17 protein-coding genes are annotated in these 16391 nt (G+C 56.7%); 10 read left to right on the top strand and 7 right to left on the bottom strand.

Features of this window, described 5'->3' with window-relative positions; genetic code table 11:
• Positions 1 to 27 precede the first annotated feature (27 nt).
• The 3 genes from AABA21_RS11250 to AABA21_RS11240 all read left to right on the top strand — a co-directional run bounded on the left by AABA21_RS11250 (position 28) and on the right by AABA21_RS11240 (position 3979).
• Positions 28 to 792: a DnaJ domain-containing protein gene (locus AABA21_RS11250; RefSeq protein ID WP_338249860.1), complete on the top strand. Its 765-nt coding sequence runs from the start codon at positions 28 to 30 to the stop codon at positions 790 to 792.
• A gap of 73 nt (positions 793 to 865) precedes the next feature.
• Entirely contained in the window at positions 866 to 2176 is a 1311-nt protein-coding gene (locus AABA21_RS11245) for an amidase (RefSeq protein ID WP_338249857.1), read from the top strand.
• Positions 2177 to 2512: 336 nt separating this feature from the next.
• Positions 2513 to 3979 carry a hypothetical protein gene (locus tag AABA21_RS11240; protein ID WP_338249855.1) on the top strand — a complete coding sequence of 489 codons (1467 nt, stop codon included), beginning with the start codon at positions 2513 to 2515 and terminating at the stop codon, positions 3977 to 3979.
• A 191-nt stretch (positions 3980 to 4170) separates the two neighbouring features.
• Here the strand turns inward: AABA21_RS11240 and AABA21_RS11235 are convergent, their stop codons facing one another.
• Positions 4171 to 4296, bottom strand: coding sequence for a hypothetical protein (locus AABA21_RS11235; RefSeq protein ID WP_338249852.1), 126 nt, complete (start codon positions 4294 to 4296; stop codon positions 4171 to 4173).
• 78 nt (positions 4297 to 4374) lie between these two features.
• Between AABA21_RS11235 and AABA21_RS11230 the strand changes: the two genes are divergently transcribed.
• A complete protein-coding gene (locus AABA21_RS11230; protein WP_338249850.1) occupies positions 4375 to 5322 on the top strand; it encodes a phosphotransferase family protein in 948 nt (315 codons plus the stop codon).
• A gap of 72 nt (positions 5323 to 5394) precedes the next feature.
• On the opposite strand, the gene AABA21_RS11225 is transcribed toward AABA21_RS11230, so the two are convergent.
• Positions 5395 to 6297 (bottom strand): aldo/keto reductase family oxidoreductase, encoded by a 903-nt coding sequence (locus AABA21_RS11225; protein WP_338249848.1) that lies wholly within the window; start codon positions 6295 to 6297, stop codon positions 5395 to 5397.
• A 162-nt stretch (positions 6298 to 6459) separates the two neighbouring features.
• Here AABA21_RS11225 and AABA21_RS11220 point away from each other — a divergent pair, with 162 nt between their 5' ends.
• From AABA21_RS11220 to AABA21_RS11210, 3 genes are all read left to right on the top strand, one after another.
• Positions 6460 to 7332, top strand: a complete 873-nt coding sequence (locus AABA21_RS11220) for a helix-turn-helix transcriptional regulator (RefSeq protein ID WP_338249845.1) — start codon at positions 6460 to 6462, stop codon at positions 7330 to 7332.
• A 364-nt stretch (positions 7333 to 7696) separates the two neighbouring features.
• The gene (locus AABA21_RS11215) at positions 7697 to 8233 is read left to right on the top strand and encodes a DUF6939 family protein (protein ID WP_338249843.1); all 537 of its coding nucleotides are present in this window, start codon (positions 7697 to 7699) and stop codon (positions 8231 to 8233) included.
• A 19-nt stretch (positions 8234 to 8252) separates the two neighbouring features.
• Entirely contained in the window at positions 8253 to 8765 is a 513-nt protein-coding gene (locus tag AABA21_RS11210; protein ID WP_338249842.1) for a hypothetical protein, read from the top strand.
• Between the two features lie 38 nt (positions 8766 to 8803).
• Here the strand turns inward: AABA21_RS11210 and AABA21_RS11205 are convergent, their stop codons facing one another.
• Both AABA21_RS11205 and AABA21_RS39330 read right to left on the bottom strand, forming a co-directional pair.
• Positions 8804 to 9598 carry an SDR family oxidoreductase gene (locus tag AABA21_RS11205; RefSeq protein ID WP_338249840.1) on the bottom strand — a complete coding sequence of 265 codons (795 nt, stop codon included), beginning with the start codon at positions 9596 to 9598 and terminating at the stop codon, positions 8804 to 8806.
• Between the two features lie 90 nt (positions 9599 to 9688).
• On the bottom strand, positions 9689 to 9895 hold the full coding sequence (locus AABA21_RS39330) for a helix-turn-helix domain-containing protein (RefSeq protein ID WP_420917107.1): 207 nt from the start codon (positions 9893 to 9895) through the stop codon (positions 9689 to 9691).
• A 93-nt stretch (positions 9896 to 9988) separates the two neighbouring features.
• Here AABA21_RS39330 and AABA21_RS11200 point away from each other — a divergent pair, with 93 nt between their 5' ends.
• Together AABA21_RS11200 and AABA21_RS11195 are read left to right on the top strand one after the other, a co-directional pair.
• A complete protein-coding gene (locus tag AABA21_RS11200) occupies positions 9989 to 11479 on the top strand; it encodes an RNA-guided endonuclease TnpB family protein (RefSeq protein ID WP_338249839.1) in 1491 nt (496 codons plus the stop codon).
• Positions 11480 to 11661: 182 nt separating this feature from the next.
• Complete coding sequence (locus tag AABA21_RS11195) at positions 11662 to 12552, top strand: DMT family transporter (RefSeq protein WP_338249836.1); 891 nt, start codon at positions 11662 to 11664, stop codon at positions 12550 to 12552.
• 13 nt (positions 12553 to 12565) lie between these two features.
• Here AABA21_RS11195 and AABA21_RS11190 read toward each other — a convergent pair whose 3' ends face one another.
• Positions 12566 to 12907: a hypothetical protein gene (locus tag AABA21_RS11190; protein WP_338249834.1), complete on the bottom strand. Its 342-nt coding sequence runs from the start codon at positions 12905 to 12907 to the stop codon at positions 12566 to 12568.
• Positions 12908 to 13071: 164 nt separating this feature from the next.
• On the opposite strand from AABA21_RS11190, the gene AABA21_RS11185 reads away from it, so the two are divergent.
• Entirely contained in the window at positions 13072 to 13953 is an 882-nt protein-coding gene (locus tag AABA21_RS11185; RefSeq protein WP_338249833.1) for an AraC family transcriptional regulator, read from the top strand.
• A 97-nt stretch (positions 13954 to 14050) separates the two neighbouring features.
• On the opposite strand, the gene AABA21_RS11180 is transcribed toward AABA21_RS11185, so the two are convergent.
• Together AABA21_RS11180 and AABA21_RS11175 are read right to left on the bottom strand one after the other, a co-directional pair.
• Positions 14051 to 15655: a glycoside hydrolase family 36 protein gene (locus AABA21_RS11180; protein WP_338249831.1), complete on the bottom strand. Its 1605-nt coding sequence runs from the start codon at positions 15653 to 15655 to the stop codon at positions 14051 to 14053.
• Between the two features lie 43 nt (positions 15656 to 15698).
• Positions 15699 to 16301, bottom strand: a complete 603-nt coding sequence (locus AABA21_RS11175; RefSeq protein ID WP_338249829.1) for a hypothetical protein — start codon at positions 16299 to 16301, stop codon at positions 15699 to 15701.
• Positions 16302 to 16391 lie beyond the last annotated feature (90 nt).

The raw sequence follows: 16391 nt of genomic DNA, 5'->3' as shown, positions 1-16391 counted from the left end.
TTCAGCAAGGAATAACGACTCAAATCGATGGAAAAATTTACTGACTATTACGCGGTACTCGGGGTTGAGCCCACTGCCTCGGCCGAGACGATCAAGAAGGCATTCAAACACCTGGCGCTGCAATATCATCCAGATGTCTATAAGGGCGAGGATGCCGAGGAGAAGACGCGCGAGATCCTGCTGGCCTATCAGACCCTGAGCGATCCCGAGCGGCGGCGCAGCTTTGATGTGAGCCGCCGCAGACACGTGCCGGGCAGCCCGATCAACGCGGCCACGGCAGGTAGCAAGGCATACGAGGAGGAGCCGCGCAAGCCCTCGCGGGCCTTCGCCTTTCCGCCCCTGGACGAGCATTCTCCTGCGCAGATCGACCTGGGCGATATCACCTATCTACTGTCGGCCCACGAGGTACGCAAGCTCAAGGATACGGGGATGCTGCGCGGCGCCAAGATGCCATCGCACGGCGATACCTACTACTGCCATCGCTGCCACCATCGCTGGCAGGCCAGCTCACGTCCTAAAACATGCCCACATTGCCAGGCGCCGGACTGGAACGAATATCTGCTGCTGCGCTGTAAGCACTGCCAGGCCGTCTTCGAGAGCGAGCAGATCCGCAACGAGGTCGGCTCCGTGCGCTACGGTGGCGGCTCGCTCTGCCATCCCTACGAGCTCTTCCCGCTCTGTCCGCAGTGCGGCAAGGCCGAGTGGTGTCCAGCTGAGGAGGAGCGCCTGTGGAATGTGCGCGATCGCGCGACCCGCATCAACAAGTGGCGCCGCCGCTTCGGCCTGGATTGACGTGCGCCAAAGATATATGTATTGGCATGTCGTAAACCCGGCCAGGGGCCGCGACACCTAGAAAGTCAGGTTCATGATATCTGCTCTCACGATCCCGCTGCCACTGGCCAGTACGGCAGCCGAATTACGCTCGGGCCAGCGCGATCTGCTGTCCTATATTAATGACACCTGTGATCGCATTGATGAGCTTGAGCCACATATCCAGGCGCTCCTGCCGGAGTCCGAACGTCGCGCGCGGCTGCTAGCGGAGGCCACCAGTCTGCAGCAACGCTTTCCAGATCCCGAGCAGCGGCCGCCGCTCTATGGAGTGCTGCTGGGCGTCAAAGACATCTTTCGTGCCGACGGTTTCCCTACGCAGGCGGGATCACAGCTACCAGCCGAGCTCTTCGCGGGTCCAGAGGCCAGCTGCGTCAGCAAGTTGCGTGACTCGGGTGCGCTCGTGCTGGGCAAGACCGTCTCTACTGAGTTCGCCTCCGACGAGCCGGGGCCGACGCGCAATCCACATCACCTGGCGCATACGCCGGGAGGATCGAGCAGCGGCTCGGCGGCCGCCGTCGCCTCCGGCTTCTGTTCGCTGGCGCTGGGCACCCAGACCATGGGATCCGTCATTCGGCCGGCCGCGTTCTGTGGCGTGGTAGGCTTCAAACCCACCTATGGACGCATCGCGACGGACGGCCTGATATTCTATTCCCCCTCGGTCGATACCATCGGCCTGTTCACCCAGGACGTCGCCGGGATGGCGACCGTGGCCCCGCTGCTGTGCGCCGATTGGCAACCGGTATCCGCCCCGACTCGATCTCCGGTGCTGGCAGTCCCGGAAGGTCCCTATCTATCTCAGACCGAGCCAGAGGCGCTGGCGAACTTCTGGCGGCAGGTGAGTCAGCTTGAAAAGGGTGGCTATACTGTCAGGCGCGTACCGGCCTTCGGCACCATTGAGAGCATCAAAGAGCAGTCCCGCCACCTGACCAGCGCGGAGATGGCGCTGGGGCACGCGCACTGGTTCGCGACCTATGCATCGCTCTATCGGCCACGCACGGTGGAGAAGATTCGCGGCGGCCAGCAGATCAGCCTGGAACAGCTAACTCGCGCTCGCGCCGGACGCGAAGCTCTGCGCAACGAACTCGAAGGGTTGCTGCAGCAGGCGAACGCTGATCTATGGATCTGCCCGGCCGCTATCGGGCCCGCGCCGGAAGGCTTGACCAGCACTGGCGCGACCGTAATGAACCTGCCCTGGTCGTACGCGGGTCTGCCCGCGCTCTCGCTACCCGCTGGCAGGGCAGCGAATAGTCTACCGCTTGGACTGCAACTGGTCGCCCCCACAATGGCCGATGAGCAGTTGCTGGCATGGGCCAGCTTGATGGCCGAAACGCTCAAACCAGCATAGAGCGAAAAAAAAGAAAGACAAAAACAAATCTCAATAAACTATGCAAAAGGGCTAAAAACTTGCTTTTAATAAGGTCATCAAGTAAATTATATTTGCATATTTGAATAATATAAATGCGTTGTAAACAATTCAGGCCCTCTGCCCTTTAGGGGGAAATGGAGAGCAGAGGCGGCAGCCCCTGATGAAGTGCGAGCGAGCATACTGTGGGCATGATCAAGTCCTCTTAATCCTTCCAGGGGAGGACAGAGAGCCCTATTCTATCGGCCGCCACGCGCTTCTGCGCGAAACTCCATTTTGTGCATAAGTATTTTTTTGTTACTATTTATAAGGTGTAAATTGGAAAATAATACACAGATAGGTATACGCACGCCTATACCATCCAGCATACGCACTCGCGAGCACACGTATCCGGATACACGTACGCTCAAGACCGACACAAAACAGGCAGAGGATCAATCAAAGTATGGCCTGTTATTCGCCATCCTGGAAACCTGCTTCATTCTCATTGGTATGATCTCCATCCCGCTACTCATACCACATACATTACATGGAGATGCCACACTGCGGTACCAGTATATTACGGATTTCCTTCATCATGGTATCGTGCAATCTCTCCATAATAAATACTCATTGATTGGTCCACTCGTCTCGCTACCACTGTTATATATAGGCGAAGCATTAGGCCAGCCCGTGGCCTGGATTCTCTCCTATAATTACATTCTGTTCGCCGTTAGCCTGCTAGCCACCTACCTGCTCTGTAAAGACCGTATGGATCGAGGATTGTTGCGGAAGTTCCTTCTGCTCATGATCACCTGCTCCATGTTCGCGGCCCACCTATCGTCCTATTATGGCGAGGTATTTACGGCTGTCTGTGTCGGTTTTGGCGCGATGGCCATCATGATCCGCTTCACTTCAGCAGCAGGATGGATAGCCATAGTGCTGGGAGTAGCCAACACGCCCGCCACGCTGGTTGGACTTGGATTGCTGATGGCGAAAAGGATGCTGGACAGCAAGCGCTTGCGTTACGTGCTGGTCATCCTGGCTGCCGGTGCCTTAATTGTGGGAGAATCATGGATCAGGCGTGGCTCAATCTTCTCCAGTGGCTATGACAATGACGCCGGCTTCCATACCTTCATGCCATACGCTGGCCTATCGGGCTTTAGCTATCCCTTTTTCTTCGGCCTCTTCTCTATCCTCTTCTCCTTTGGAAAGGGGCTGATCTTCTTTACTCCCGGGCTCTTGCTGCCCGTTGGGAAAACATTGAAGGACTGGCGCGACAAGTACGCCATGAACATGTACCAGGTTTACAGCTTATGGATATGCTTCACGATAGGATTGATCATTGTCTATGCAAGATGGTGGTCCTGGTATGGTGGACTCTACTGGGGGCCAAGATTCTTCCTGTTTGCCTCTATCCCGGCATCGTTCGCCCTGGCTGTACGCCTGCATAATAAGGAGACGCACCTGGCGATCAATATATTGACCGCGCTGGTGCTAGGTTTATCATCCTGGGTCGGTGTCTGCGCGGTCCTCTTTCAGAGCTATGCCTATATACCAACCTGCATGCAGAACAACTATGCATTGGAGGCCGCCTGCCACTACATTCCAGAATTCAGCGTTTTATGGCGACCATTTGTAGTTCATCCACATCTCCAGTTGGATCAGAAACTCTACCTGGCCTATAGTCTGCTGATCTTTCTCTACTTTATGTTGCCGTTGCTCTTCAAAATATATCGGCAAACGAAGGATGCCATTTTTGCGTTCGTGGCCTCATACACAAACCTGCGAGAATGGAGCTTGTAGGTAGGCTTGAAATATGCGGATGAATCGCTTATACTTGAGAAGAATTTGCTCTGGCAGAGATATATTATGCCAGAGCAAATACAATAAACGAAAGGTAACTTGATCGGTGACGTGGACATTAGCTTACCCCTATCTCCGCTAGTGGCTTAAGCTCTTCACACCCATTCTTAATTGTGCATACGCTCGTCAGCTCAAGCCACTGCCGTGGATACCAGGGCAGGCAAGTGTGTTGCTCCCATCGTCAGGTTCCAGCCACCATCTCCTTGCGGATACATAACGTAGCCGCCCCAACACATCTCGGCCTCCCTGCTAGCCACAACAACTCCTTTTCTCTATGATAGTTTGATACAGTGGATCACTGTGCGCCATCACGCGCGCATATACGGAGGATTCTTATGGCTGATCTTAAAGCTGTGGTCGAGGCAGAGCAAGTGTCGCAGGTGCTCAAGCAGCATTTCACCACGCCCATCACTGATCTGGCCCCCGTCGAGGGCGGGCTGATCTCTAACACCCTGACGTTTCGCAGCGCCGGTGCTGACTATATTATCCGCTTCAACAAAGACAACATGCTGAACGCGAACCTGCCCAAGGAGGCCTATCTCTATCAGAAGCTGGCGCCGGCCGGAGTGCCGATACCAGAGATCCTGGCCACCGGCCGGCTGGGAGAGCTCTACTATGCCATCTCGCGCAAGGCACCGGGAAAAATGTTAGAACAGCTGCCCATACAGGAGGTCGAACAGCTCCTGCCGCAGGCAATACATATTATAGATACCATCCATCATATCGATATCAGCGACACGACTGGCTATGGAGTCTTCGATCGTCAGGGCAAGGCGCAGGCCAGAAGCTGGGGCGGCGCGCTGTTGAACGTGGGAAAGGAGGAGGATGACAAGGATTTCTTCGGCAAGTGGTATCACCTGTTTGAGGATAGCTTTCTGGAGCGCGCATTGTTTAGAGAGGTCTATCAGAAGATGCGCGAACTGCTGAAGCACTGCCCGGCCGAACGCTACCTGCTCTATGGAAATCCCTCTTTCCGCAACTTTCTAGCCGAGGATGGCCAGATCACGGCGGCCCTTGACTGGGTCGATGCCATGTACGGCGACTTTGTCTACGACATCGCCTACCTGGATTTCTGGAGTCCCGGCCTGCGCATCGCCGACCGCTTTCTGGCCTATTATCAGCAGCGACAGATCGCGGTCCCCTCGTACGAGGAGCGGCTGCGCTGCTACCAATGCTACATCGCCCTCATTAGCCTGCGCTTCTACGCCTTTACCAACAATGAGCCCGCCTATCAGTGGTTGCGCCAGACCATCCAGGACAGGCTCCTAACGCCTGACGCTTGATTTACGAGATGCGTGCCGTGTCGCAACGGCACGCATTTGTGGATGAGCTTTATAATCTTTAGAAGGCGAAGGTTATGCTCCTGCGGCGACGCTGTTCAGCTCGGCCAGATCTGCCTCGGACAGGGTAAGCGCGGCGGCGGAGACGTTGGAGCGCAGATGATCGATGGATGAGGTTCCAGGGATCAGCAGGATGTTTGGTGAGCGCTGCAGCAGCCAGGCCAGCGCGACGGCCATCGGCGTGGTTCCGAGGCGCGTGGCGACCGCTTCCAGCCGGTTAGACTGCAGCGGGTTAAAACCACCAAGCGGGAAGAAGGGCACGTAGGCGATGCCCTGCGCGGCCAAAGAGTCGATCAACTCATCGTCGTTCCGGTTGGCGAGGTTGTAGAAGTTCTGCACACACACGATCGGCGCGATCGACTGCGCCTCGGCGATCTGCTCGGCGTTCACGTTACTCACACCAAGATGCTTGATCAGGCCTTCCTGCTGCAGCTGCGCCATCACCTTGAACGGTTCAGCGATCGAGCCGGGCGTGGGCCCACTGAATCCACCGACGCGCAGATTGACGACGTCGATCGCGTCCAGTCCCAGATGATCGAGATTATCCAGTACAGCCTGACGCAGTTGCTCGGGAGCCAGGGCTGGAGGCCAGTTTCCCTCGGCGTCGCGCAACGCTCCCACCTTGGTCACGATGTGCAGCGAGTCAGGATAGGGATGCAGGGCCTCTTTGATGATCTGATTGGTGACGTATGGACCATAGAAGTCGCTGGTATCGATGTGCGTGATCCCCAGCGCTACCGCCTCGCGCAACACGGCAATGGCGGCGTCGCGATCGGCGGGTGGACCGAACACGTGCGGACCAGCCAGCTGCATCGCGCCATATCCCATACGCGTAACCGTTAAGCCCTCGGCCATGGTGAACGTACCCGCGGCCGTGGCTGGTAGATTGTTATATTCATTCGCTGAATGCGATACCATAGAAGTTTTCCTCTTTCTTTCGTTAGAACTACGGCAATCACGATCTGTGATATAACCATCACGATCTGTGATACACTTATGAGTATGTCATGAGAGCAAGTGAGTAACCAGAGTCTCCGTATCGTATGATTGAGACTGATAGGATAAGGAGCAAAACGCACAATGAGCGACGAGCTACGCAGGCAGGAGCTAGCTGATTTTCTACGTACGCGACGGATGCGCCTCTCGCCCGAACAGGTCGGGCTGATAGGTGGTGGAAGACGGCGCACCCCTGGATTGCGCCGCGAAGAGGTGGCGCATCTGGCCAATGTGGGCGTTTCCTGGTATACCCTACTGGAACAGGGACGCGATGTCCATCCATCAAGGGAGGTGCTGCAGAGCATAGCCGATGCGCTACAGCTCACGTCCGCCGAACGGCAACATCTTTTCCTGCTAGCCGATCAGCCGCCCCTCATCGACACCCTCGGCTCCGATGAACAGGTCAGCCCGGCGTTACGCCGTGTGCTTGACGCGCTTCACCCTGTTCCAGCCTACATCGTTGGTCGTCGCTGGAATTTTCTGGCCTGGAACACCACTGCCGAACACGTTCTCAGGCTATCGAGGACGGCGGCAGCACCATATGCGTATAACGTTGTCTGGCGCATATTTACTGATCCGACGGCCCGACCCATCCACCACCAGCCCACATGGGAACAGGTGGCGCAGAAAGTGCTGGCGGAATTCCGCGCCGATAGCGCGCGCTTCGCCGATGAAGAATGGTTCACCCTCCTGGTCGCTGACCTGCAGCGCGTCAGCCCCGAGTTTCGCGCCTGGTGGCCCCGCCACGATGTCCGTGGGAGAGCCGACGCCTTAAAAGACTTTGTTCATCCCGTGGTAGGACGCCTGATATTCGAGCACACCACCCTGCAGGTACCTGACATGCCCGACCTCAAACTCATGATCCACACCCCGGTCCCCGGAACGGGCACGCAGGAAAAGCTCCAACAATTGATGAATCAAGACGCGGTCATGACCGCCATGCCATCCCCATCGTAGGGTCGTCCCTCGTGGCTCATACATTCAGCAGAAGATCATGCAAAACGAGAAAAGACCGCAGTACGTGCGGGGCTTGCCCCCGCTTGCTTCCTCGCCACTCATCAATGCACAATTTTGCTGATGCGTACCATGTTCCGTGTACTTTTTCGAGCGGAAAGGATAAAAGCGGGGGCAAGCCCCGCACGTACTTTTGTCTCTTTTCTTGTTGCTTATGCTTAAGTTGAATGTATGAGCCGCAAGGGCCGAACCTACGAAAGGGTTTTTCATACGTGAAGAAAAATGTGTATTCCAAATAAAGATGCAAATCCATTAAATATTTGTTATAATCATGATCTATATTTTATACAGAGGATGATGAAACGGTATGTTTGTACTTCAAAATCACCGCACCGCGCTGACCACGATCCAGCAGCGCTATCCGGGCGCCTGCATCATTGATGTGACATCTAAAGGAGAGGAGCCGTGGGTGCGCTTCAGCCCGTTTTATCCCCATGGGGGCATTCCGGTGCCGTTCTCGTCCGGCTGGACCAGCGCCAGCGTTGAGGGGATCTGGCAGGGGCTGAAGGTGTTCGAGCGGGCCGACGTAGATACGAGCAAGTTTAGCAATACCACGATGAAGAAGCTCAAGCGCAGCGCCCGCACCTACGGCAAGGTGCTCGGACACCGCGCCGGAGTCGGGGGCCAGGAGTTGCTCCCTTATTTAGTGGCCCGGCAGCAGATCTATCTGCCCTCGTATCAATGGGTGTTGGAAAATCGTCTGCAGGAACAGCTGGCCGAGCTGCGCCGTCTCGAACAGCTGCACGGCACGGTGGTCCTGCTCGACTACGAGACCAACAGCGATCCCAACGACAGCCGCAAGCCGCTCTCCCACGCCAGCCTGATCATCAGCCACTTAACATAAAAATAAGGAGCCTATCTGTATGCCAGAGCAAGAAGGGCAATCGCCCGCCAGCCCGATGGCCGCGCCTCGCTTCTCATGTACTGAAGTCGCGCCTGGACATCTCTCCGCGACATTTGGCTGCCAGCATCCCGCCTGCTCCAGCGCGGCGGCTCTGGTTGAACTGGTCGTCAAAGGGACACCTCATCCAGACGATCATTTTCTTCATCGTGACATACTGGAAGCGGCGCGAGTGAGTGGTGCCGGCCAGATCATCGTCAAAGGATTTATTCAGGACTACCGGGTCAGGCGAGTCACCAACTACTCCATGCCGCTTTCACCGACGGCCACCCAGCAGGTCGCCGCAGGCCTGCGCTCTGGTGATCCAGCGGCTCTCTATGAGCTTGAAAAGGACTATGCGCCATTTTACTGCACGCAATGCGCCGGCGTTTTTTGCGCCCTTCGCTATCACCTTGAGGAGGTCTGGGACGAGGCAGGCCCCGACTTCTGGCATGGCACCTGCCCATATGGGCATAGAAAGTTTATCGACCACTAGCCTCATCCTATCTCACCTTCTGACCAGCACGTAAGTTGCTAATACAGGGAGCGCACGAGGCCGCCATCGACCTGGGTGGTGGTGCCGGTAATATAGCCCGCCTGGCTGGACGCCAGGTAGGCGACCAGGCTGGCCAGTTCTTCCGGCTGACCCAGCCGTCCCATGGGAATCCCCGTGGCCAGGCCTTTGAGGGCATCCTGCTCGCTGACGCCCTGGTCGAGCTTCTGCTGCATGCCGGGACCCTTACGCAGGCGGTCGGTCAGGATGCGGCCGGGGCAGACGTTATTGATGGTGATGTTATCGGGCGCCAGTTCGCTGGAGAGCGACTTCGCCAGGCCGATCACGCCGGGGCGGATGGCGTTGGAGAGCAGCAGTCCTTCGATGGGCTGCTTAACCGAGGTGCTGACGATGTTGATGATGCGCCCGCGTCCGCTCTGCTTCAGATACGGTATGGTCAGGCGGATCAGGCGCACGGTGCTCAGCAGGGTCAGCTCGAAGGCGGCCTGCCACTGGGCATCGTCGAACTGCGCGAACGAGCCGACCGGTGGTCCACCGGCGTTGTTCACCACGACATCCAGGCGACCATACTTACGAAGCGTCGCGTTCACGATGGCCTCCAGATCCTCGGCCCGCGTCACATCGGTGCGGATTACCAGCACAGGTGTGCCATAGCGCTCGCGGATCTCCCTGGCCGTCTGCTCCAGCGTCTCCTGGTTGCGCGAGCCCACCGCGATCGAGGCTCCCTCGGCGGCCAACGCCTCCGCGCAGGCGCGCCCGATCCCCTTACTGGCCGCCAGCACCAGCGCGACCTTTCCCTGTAAGCCTAAATCCATGGCATACTCCTCTATATCTTTATCCATTGACGCATGGGACTTTAGCCCGCCGCAAGCCGCCGCCTTTTGAAGGCGTGCGGTGAGGTGTGCTCAGGCTTTCGTTCGTGGCCCCTTTGGACCTGGTTTGCGTGTGGTGGCAAGAAAAGCCTCAAGAGAATCGGTATAGATCAGCCAATCTCTGACCACTTGAAACCCTTCGAGCTTGCCTTGTCTGAGCAGAAGCGTCATATAACTGGGTGACAAGCCAGAGCGTTCAGCTGCTTGCGTTGTTGTGAGATACGGTCTCTGTTGTTCCATGCCCACAATGTACCACGAATATTTCATTCTTGACAAATCACTTGTGCAAGTCGTATAATTCGTCTAGAACGAGTAATTCGAAAGGAGCTACGAATGGCGCAGGCGACGACCACCATTAGGCACATCATGAGCTATCAACCCCATCATGGTGACTGGTTTGCCTCCAACCAGGCTCTTTTCAATCAGATTGCTTCCTTCTACTTTGCTGTGATTCAAGCGCACATCATGGTGCTCGATCATCCCAAGAAAGAAGCTCTGACCATTCTTGAAACGCTTACCCATACCACCCAACGCAACCCCAACCCCGCCATGCCTCTTTCAGACATTGCCCAAGACATTCCTGCCTATTTTCGCCGAGCAGCTATTCATGCAGCATTAGGTTCTGCTCACTCCTTTCACACGCACCTTCAGAAATGGAAACAGCGAAAAGAGAAGGCTATTGTCAAAGGCAAAACGTTTCATGAGCGTCCACCCGTTCCCCCGCGCACATGGAACAAATCTGTGACGCTCTATCAAGGCATGTGGAAGGAACGGAGCAATAAGAGCATCATGATCAAGGTCTGGACGGGGGTCTGTTGGAGCTGGATCAAAGTTCGCATTACCGGGCGTGAACTGCCCTCTGATGTGGAATCAGGAAGCCCTTCCCTGGTTCGGAAAGGCCATCAGTGGTGGTTACATACGCCTGTTGAGAAACAATTCCAAAATCCTGGAAAAATCGCAACGCAAGTCACCACGAATCCACAGACAAAAATCTGTGCGATTGATCTCAACATCAATGAAAATCTGGCTGTGTGTACCGTCCAAACGGTCGAAGGTACGATCCTTGCCACGAAGTTCATCAAGGGTGGCAAAGAGATATCCGGCTTTAGGAAGAGACAATTGGGCCATATTGCACGCAACCGATCTCGGACAGGCATCATGGCAGAAAGCCAACAAGACAATACAGACCTCTGGAAAAAGATTCGCCAGGTGGATGAACAATGCGCCCATCGTATCAGTGCACGCATTGTCCAGTTTGCCCAACAGCATCAAGCCACCATCCTGGTGTTTGAACATCTGGGCAATCTTAAGCCTGCCAAGGGCAAGTATAGCCGTAGGGGCAATAGCAAGCGGGCCTACTGGATGAAAGGGCGTATCTTCACCTACACCAAATATAAGGCATACACCATGGGGATGCTTACCAGTCGCGTCAGCCCAAAGAATACAAGTCGGGAATGCGCCTGCTGCCATCACCTGATTGTTCGTTACCATGCAGGCCAACCAGCAGAAGGATACACGTCTGGTGCGCCCTTAGCCTTCTGCCCTTGCTGCGGGATGAAGGGGAATGCAGATAGAAATGCCAGTCTGGTCATCGGTCAACGCTTACGAGAACGGTATGACCCACAGGAAAAGCCTCAAGCTCTTCGGAGGGTGTTGAAAAACACAGGTGTTGCTGTCTCCCAGGACGCCGGATGTGAAGAAGGACCATCTATCCTTATCGCGGGGCATGGAGACACCAACGAGCATGGCACCGCTCAAGATGCGTTGTTCAGGATGGATGAACACTCATCGGATATTCCTCACCAACTACGGTTTCTCTTTTGAGACGTAGCTATGCTACCTATTCTCTTGAAGCCGCGTACGTAGGAGTATCAGAAGCTCTGGGGCTTGTAGCCCCTGCGGAGTGTCACACTATTAGATGAGGCGGTGTAGGATGGCTTCAAAAAGCCTGCGGCAGCCATCGCTGCTGCTCACATCGCCTGTCCCGTCGTTTTTGAGGTTTTGGAATGGATATCGTCTTTGGTTTACTCTCGGCACTCAGTTTTGGTAGCGCGGACTTCATAGCACGCTTCTCCACACGCATCCTGGGCGTCAAGCGCACGCTCTTCTATACGCAGGGGCTCGGCTTCCTCGTCCTGACGCTGTACCTCCTGCTCACCGGTAATCTTGTTCATTATACGACACACGCCTCGTGGCAGGTCTGGTGCTGGGGACTTGTCTGCGCGGTGATCTATACGCTGGGCTACCTGTGCCTCTATCGCGCCTTCGCCGTGGGGCAGATGTCGGTGGTGGCGCCGATCGCCTCCAGCTACGCGGCCATCAGCGTGCTGCTCTCGGTGATCAGCGGCGAACGGCTGGCGCCGCTGCAATGGCTGGGGATTGTCGCCGTACTGGCGGGAGCCGTGCTGGCCACCTTGCAAGGGTCCGGCCCGGCGGCGGGGACAGAGCACGTCATGCCATCCACAAAGCCCGGACGGCGCCTGCCGCCCGGCGTCTCCTGGGCCCTGCTGGCCGCCGTTGGACTGGGTGTCACCTTCTGGCTGCTGGGCTTCGCGGTCACGCCAGGAATGGGAACGATCGTACCGGTCTGGCTCTTCCGCCTGGTGGCGGCCTGCATGATCGCACCCATGATGATGGCCAGGCGCGAAAGTCTGGCGCCGCCGCGCGGATCCATTACGGCGCTGGTCGTCGGCATCGGCATCCTCGACATGGGCGGAATGCTCTTCAGCACCCTTGGCTTCGCCGTGGGCAGCATCGCCATCGTCAGCGTGCTCTCCTCGCTCTACAGCGCCGTCTCGATCCTGCTGGCCTGGCTCTTGCTGCGCGAGCGGCTGCAAAAAATACAGTGGTCAGGCATCGCCCTGCTGCTCGTGGGGATCGTCCTGACCAATCTCTAGCTGCCACATACGCCTATTTGATCTTGTCGATCACTACCACGGCCACGATAAAGATCGTCAGACAGGCGGCGCAGAAACTGATCCAGCCACCGGTGCCACCAACGATGATCAGGCACAGCACAGCCAGCACGATCAACGCCAGCAGCGTCATGCCGAACGCCATCAGGCGCAGCATATTCTTGTTGTCGGGCGCCGGTGTATAGAGCTTACTGGCCGGCTCCTCGCGCAGGGGCCGCTGGTAGGGGGATTCAAACTGCTGATACGCGTACGCCGAGGCGGGCTCGCCCTCATACTTACCATAGGCTGCGCCTGCCTGCTCCTGCCGCGCGTCATTGGCTTCCTGCTGTGGCATCATATCCTTTTTACTCCTCTGCATAACGATGTTCTCTCATCCTGACTTCTCTCAACAGATACGCAGAAACGAAGAAAAAGTTGTAAGGTACAGATTAGCGCAAGAATGGACCAGTAGAACGCATTTTCGTCTGCTATACTCTCACTAGCATTCAAGAGGAGAGCGCCATGGACTACCGCCAATGTATCCAGAACAGCATCGACTATATCGAAGAGAATCTGCAAGCGTGCATCAGCGTTGATGAGCTCGCAAGGATAGCGGGCTTCTCACCGTACCACTACTATCGTGTCTTCAACGCGTACGTGGGCATACCGGTAGTGGAATACATGCGCAATCGGCGCCTGGCCCATGCGGCGACCAGACTGACGTGTGGCCGACGAATCAGCGACATCGCCATGGACTACGGCTTCGATACCTATAACGGCTTCGCCAAGGCCTTTCGTAAAGTCTACGGTTGCTCTCCCGAACGGTACCGCATCCATGTATCAGGGCAACCGCCCCAGAAAGTCAACCTGTTCATCCTGGAACAGTACAACCTGAAAGGATCGATTGTCGTGGAACCAAAGATTGTAGAGAAGCCAGCAGCCAAGATTGCGGGCTTTGAGCTCAAAACATCATGCAGCGACGGACGGAATATGCGCGAGATACCAGCCTTCTGGGCCAGCATCATGCCCGAGAAACTTGCTAGACTGCATAAACAGTTGCACGCTGTTCATCACCACGAGTTCGGAGCGTGCTTGCCGCCCGATCCGACAACCGGTAACTTCTCCTATGTCATTGCCCTTGAAGTGCAGGACTACGAAGGCGCCACACCGGACATGTTTCGCGGTGAGATACCCGCCGCAACCTACGCCGTGTTCAAGGTCCCCACGGTTGAATCAACCGACAGTCCTGAGTTCTCCAACGCCATCCAGGGGACGTGGAAGTATATCCACGGCACCTGGTTTCCCAGCTCCGGCTACGAGTTCGCCGAGGGAAAGGTCGACTATGAACTCTATTATGAAGGCGCCAAAGTTGAGATCTATATCCCCGTCATGAAGAAAGCGTGAGCTAGACGCGGATGGCGCTGCGGTCCGTGGGTGCGCGCCCCACGGACCGCAGGCCTTCCACCGAAGTAACCGGCGCCTTTCAACGTCCCACCGGATTTTAATGGTTTAGACGCACGCCGTCCGCCTCGTACCAATCGTATTGGACGCTTTGTCCGTCGATGCGCCAGCTGGCGGGACAGGTGGTGTCGAGCCAGTCGAGCGGCTCGGCCGGGTCGCGCTCCTGAGCGGCCAGCGTAAAGGCCTGGATCAGGGCTTCGCGCTGGGCGGGTCCCACGGCAGCAGGATCGGCGGACACGAACAGCGGCGTACCACTACGGGCCAGCAGGTCGAGCCAGCGCCGGTTCAGCTCCCAGGGGATCTGCTCGGTCAGGCCCACGCAGTCGGCGTCGGCGGCGAAGAACGTATTGTGCTGCGGCATGCGAAAGGCGAGCGTATTGACGCCCATGCGGCGCGTGCGCTCCCACTCGCGTCCGCTGGTATCATCACCCGTGCGCTGCAGCTCAAAGAGGCCCGCCGCTAGGTGCCCGATGGTATTGCAGCCGATAATCAGCGAGTCGGACGAGGCTTCAGCGATGGCGCGATAGAACGCCAGGATAATCTCGGCGCTGGTGCGACCGCGATCGGCGAAGTGCCAGCCGGGCTCGCTAAGCTGCGTACCCATCTGAAAGCCCCAGCGGCCAAAGAGATCGTAGGTACTGAAATCATGCTTGATCAGTTCAAAGCCCCAATCATGCAGACAGCGAATATCCTCCCGCACATGTTCAAGCACTGCCGGCTGACTGGGGTCCAGCACCAGCCCGACACGATCCCGAGACCTGTACTCGGCCTTCAAGATCCATTCCTGTGGCATCTTTTCCAGCGTGAGCAGGGGACGCATCCAGATGCCGGGACGCACGCCTATCTTGCGCATCTCACCGGCCAGGCGCGGCATGTCGGGAAAGAGGTAGTTGCCCTGCCGCCAGGGTCCACCGTTACAGGTAGAGAGATGACAGAGCTGCCAGCCATCATCGATCACCATGTAGGGCCGGTTCTCCTGGTTGGGAGCCAGCTCCGCCAGCAGCTTTGAGTCAGCCAGGATCTCCTGGTGCGAACTGTTCCCATAAGCATAGTACCAGTTGTTGCTGCCGTAGACCGGCTGCGTCGGCAGCTTCGGTCGCTCACAGAGCTGGCGACAAAAAGCCTGAGCAGCCTGGAAGGGACTCTCACTCGCACGCCCCTCGCGCACCACGATCTCAGCTATCGACAGCACGCGCTCACCCAGTTGGACGCCCTCACCGCCATTGCGCACATCCAGCCACAACGTCACCCCACCGGCATCGACCAGCCAGAAGCAGATGGCTCTCGCCCCCGTCTTCACCCCATAGCCATGCGTCTCCTCGCCGTTCCACGCCAGGAAATACCACGGTAGCGGCCGCTCAGGCACCAGGCCACGCCACTCCAGATCGCCATAGCCACGCTCCCAGTGATCCCCCAGGAAGCGCAGCCGCGACGGCACAGACGTGCGCCAGCGCAGCGCTACCCTCATCACAGCCACACCGGGAGCCGCCAGGCTCACCGTCTGCTGCCCCTCTCGCAGTTCCGTCAAAACCTCAATGCCCGATCCCTGCCAGCGCTCCTCGCCCTGTTTCCGCAGCGACACATGGCCGTCCTCCAATTGCACCGTCACCGCGTCCGGCGCCCGGCCCACATCTAAATGATCCATAATCCAGCTTCCTTTGCTACAAATGTCTATTGAACCAATATGCTCAATCCTTCAACTTACTCGCCTCTTTCGGGTTCTCAGCATGAGGCGTATCAGAGAGAATCTCTTCTATATTCCTGGGAAGAAAGGGCAGGTACAATTCGCGCAGATGGAACTGGCGCACACCCGCAAGATCCCAGGCACGTAGAACGCCATAGAGATAGATGATCACCAGGAATGTTGTCAGGTTGGAAAGAGCAGAGACATTTTCGGGCCAGATTGTTAATTGAATAGCATAGAAAAACTCAAAGCCGAAGATGATCAGGCTGCCGATAATAAAACCAATGCTCCTTAGCTTTTTCGCCCCATTCGAAGCATCCTGTAACAGGCTTACCCCCATGATAATAGTATTGCCCAGGCCGATTGCACCCATAATAAGGGTGACCGTACCGATGGTTGTATGAGGCACCAGTGCGAGTAGAGAGATAATGAGTGGATTAAGCAATGCACTGTACGAACTCGCAATCTGCACCTGTTGCATAACAGTAGTTTTTTCCGCGTCAGTGACTTCAGGCCTGATGGTGATGATGAGAAACACGAGACCAAAAAGAGTGGCCCCGACCCCGGCCATCACAGAAAAAAAGGGGATGAAATCTGCTGGCACCATAGAGTAGTTCGTCCTTTCGTGCGTGACGTTTGAGCCTACTATACCATATGCATCCCAAAGGCAACCACGGCATTGAACTGTTCTGGGCTA

Source organism: Dictyobacter halimunensis (assembly GCF_036245075.1).
Note: the sequence above shows the minus strand (reverse complement) of the source record. Positions and strands in the feature narration are given on the sequence as shown.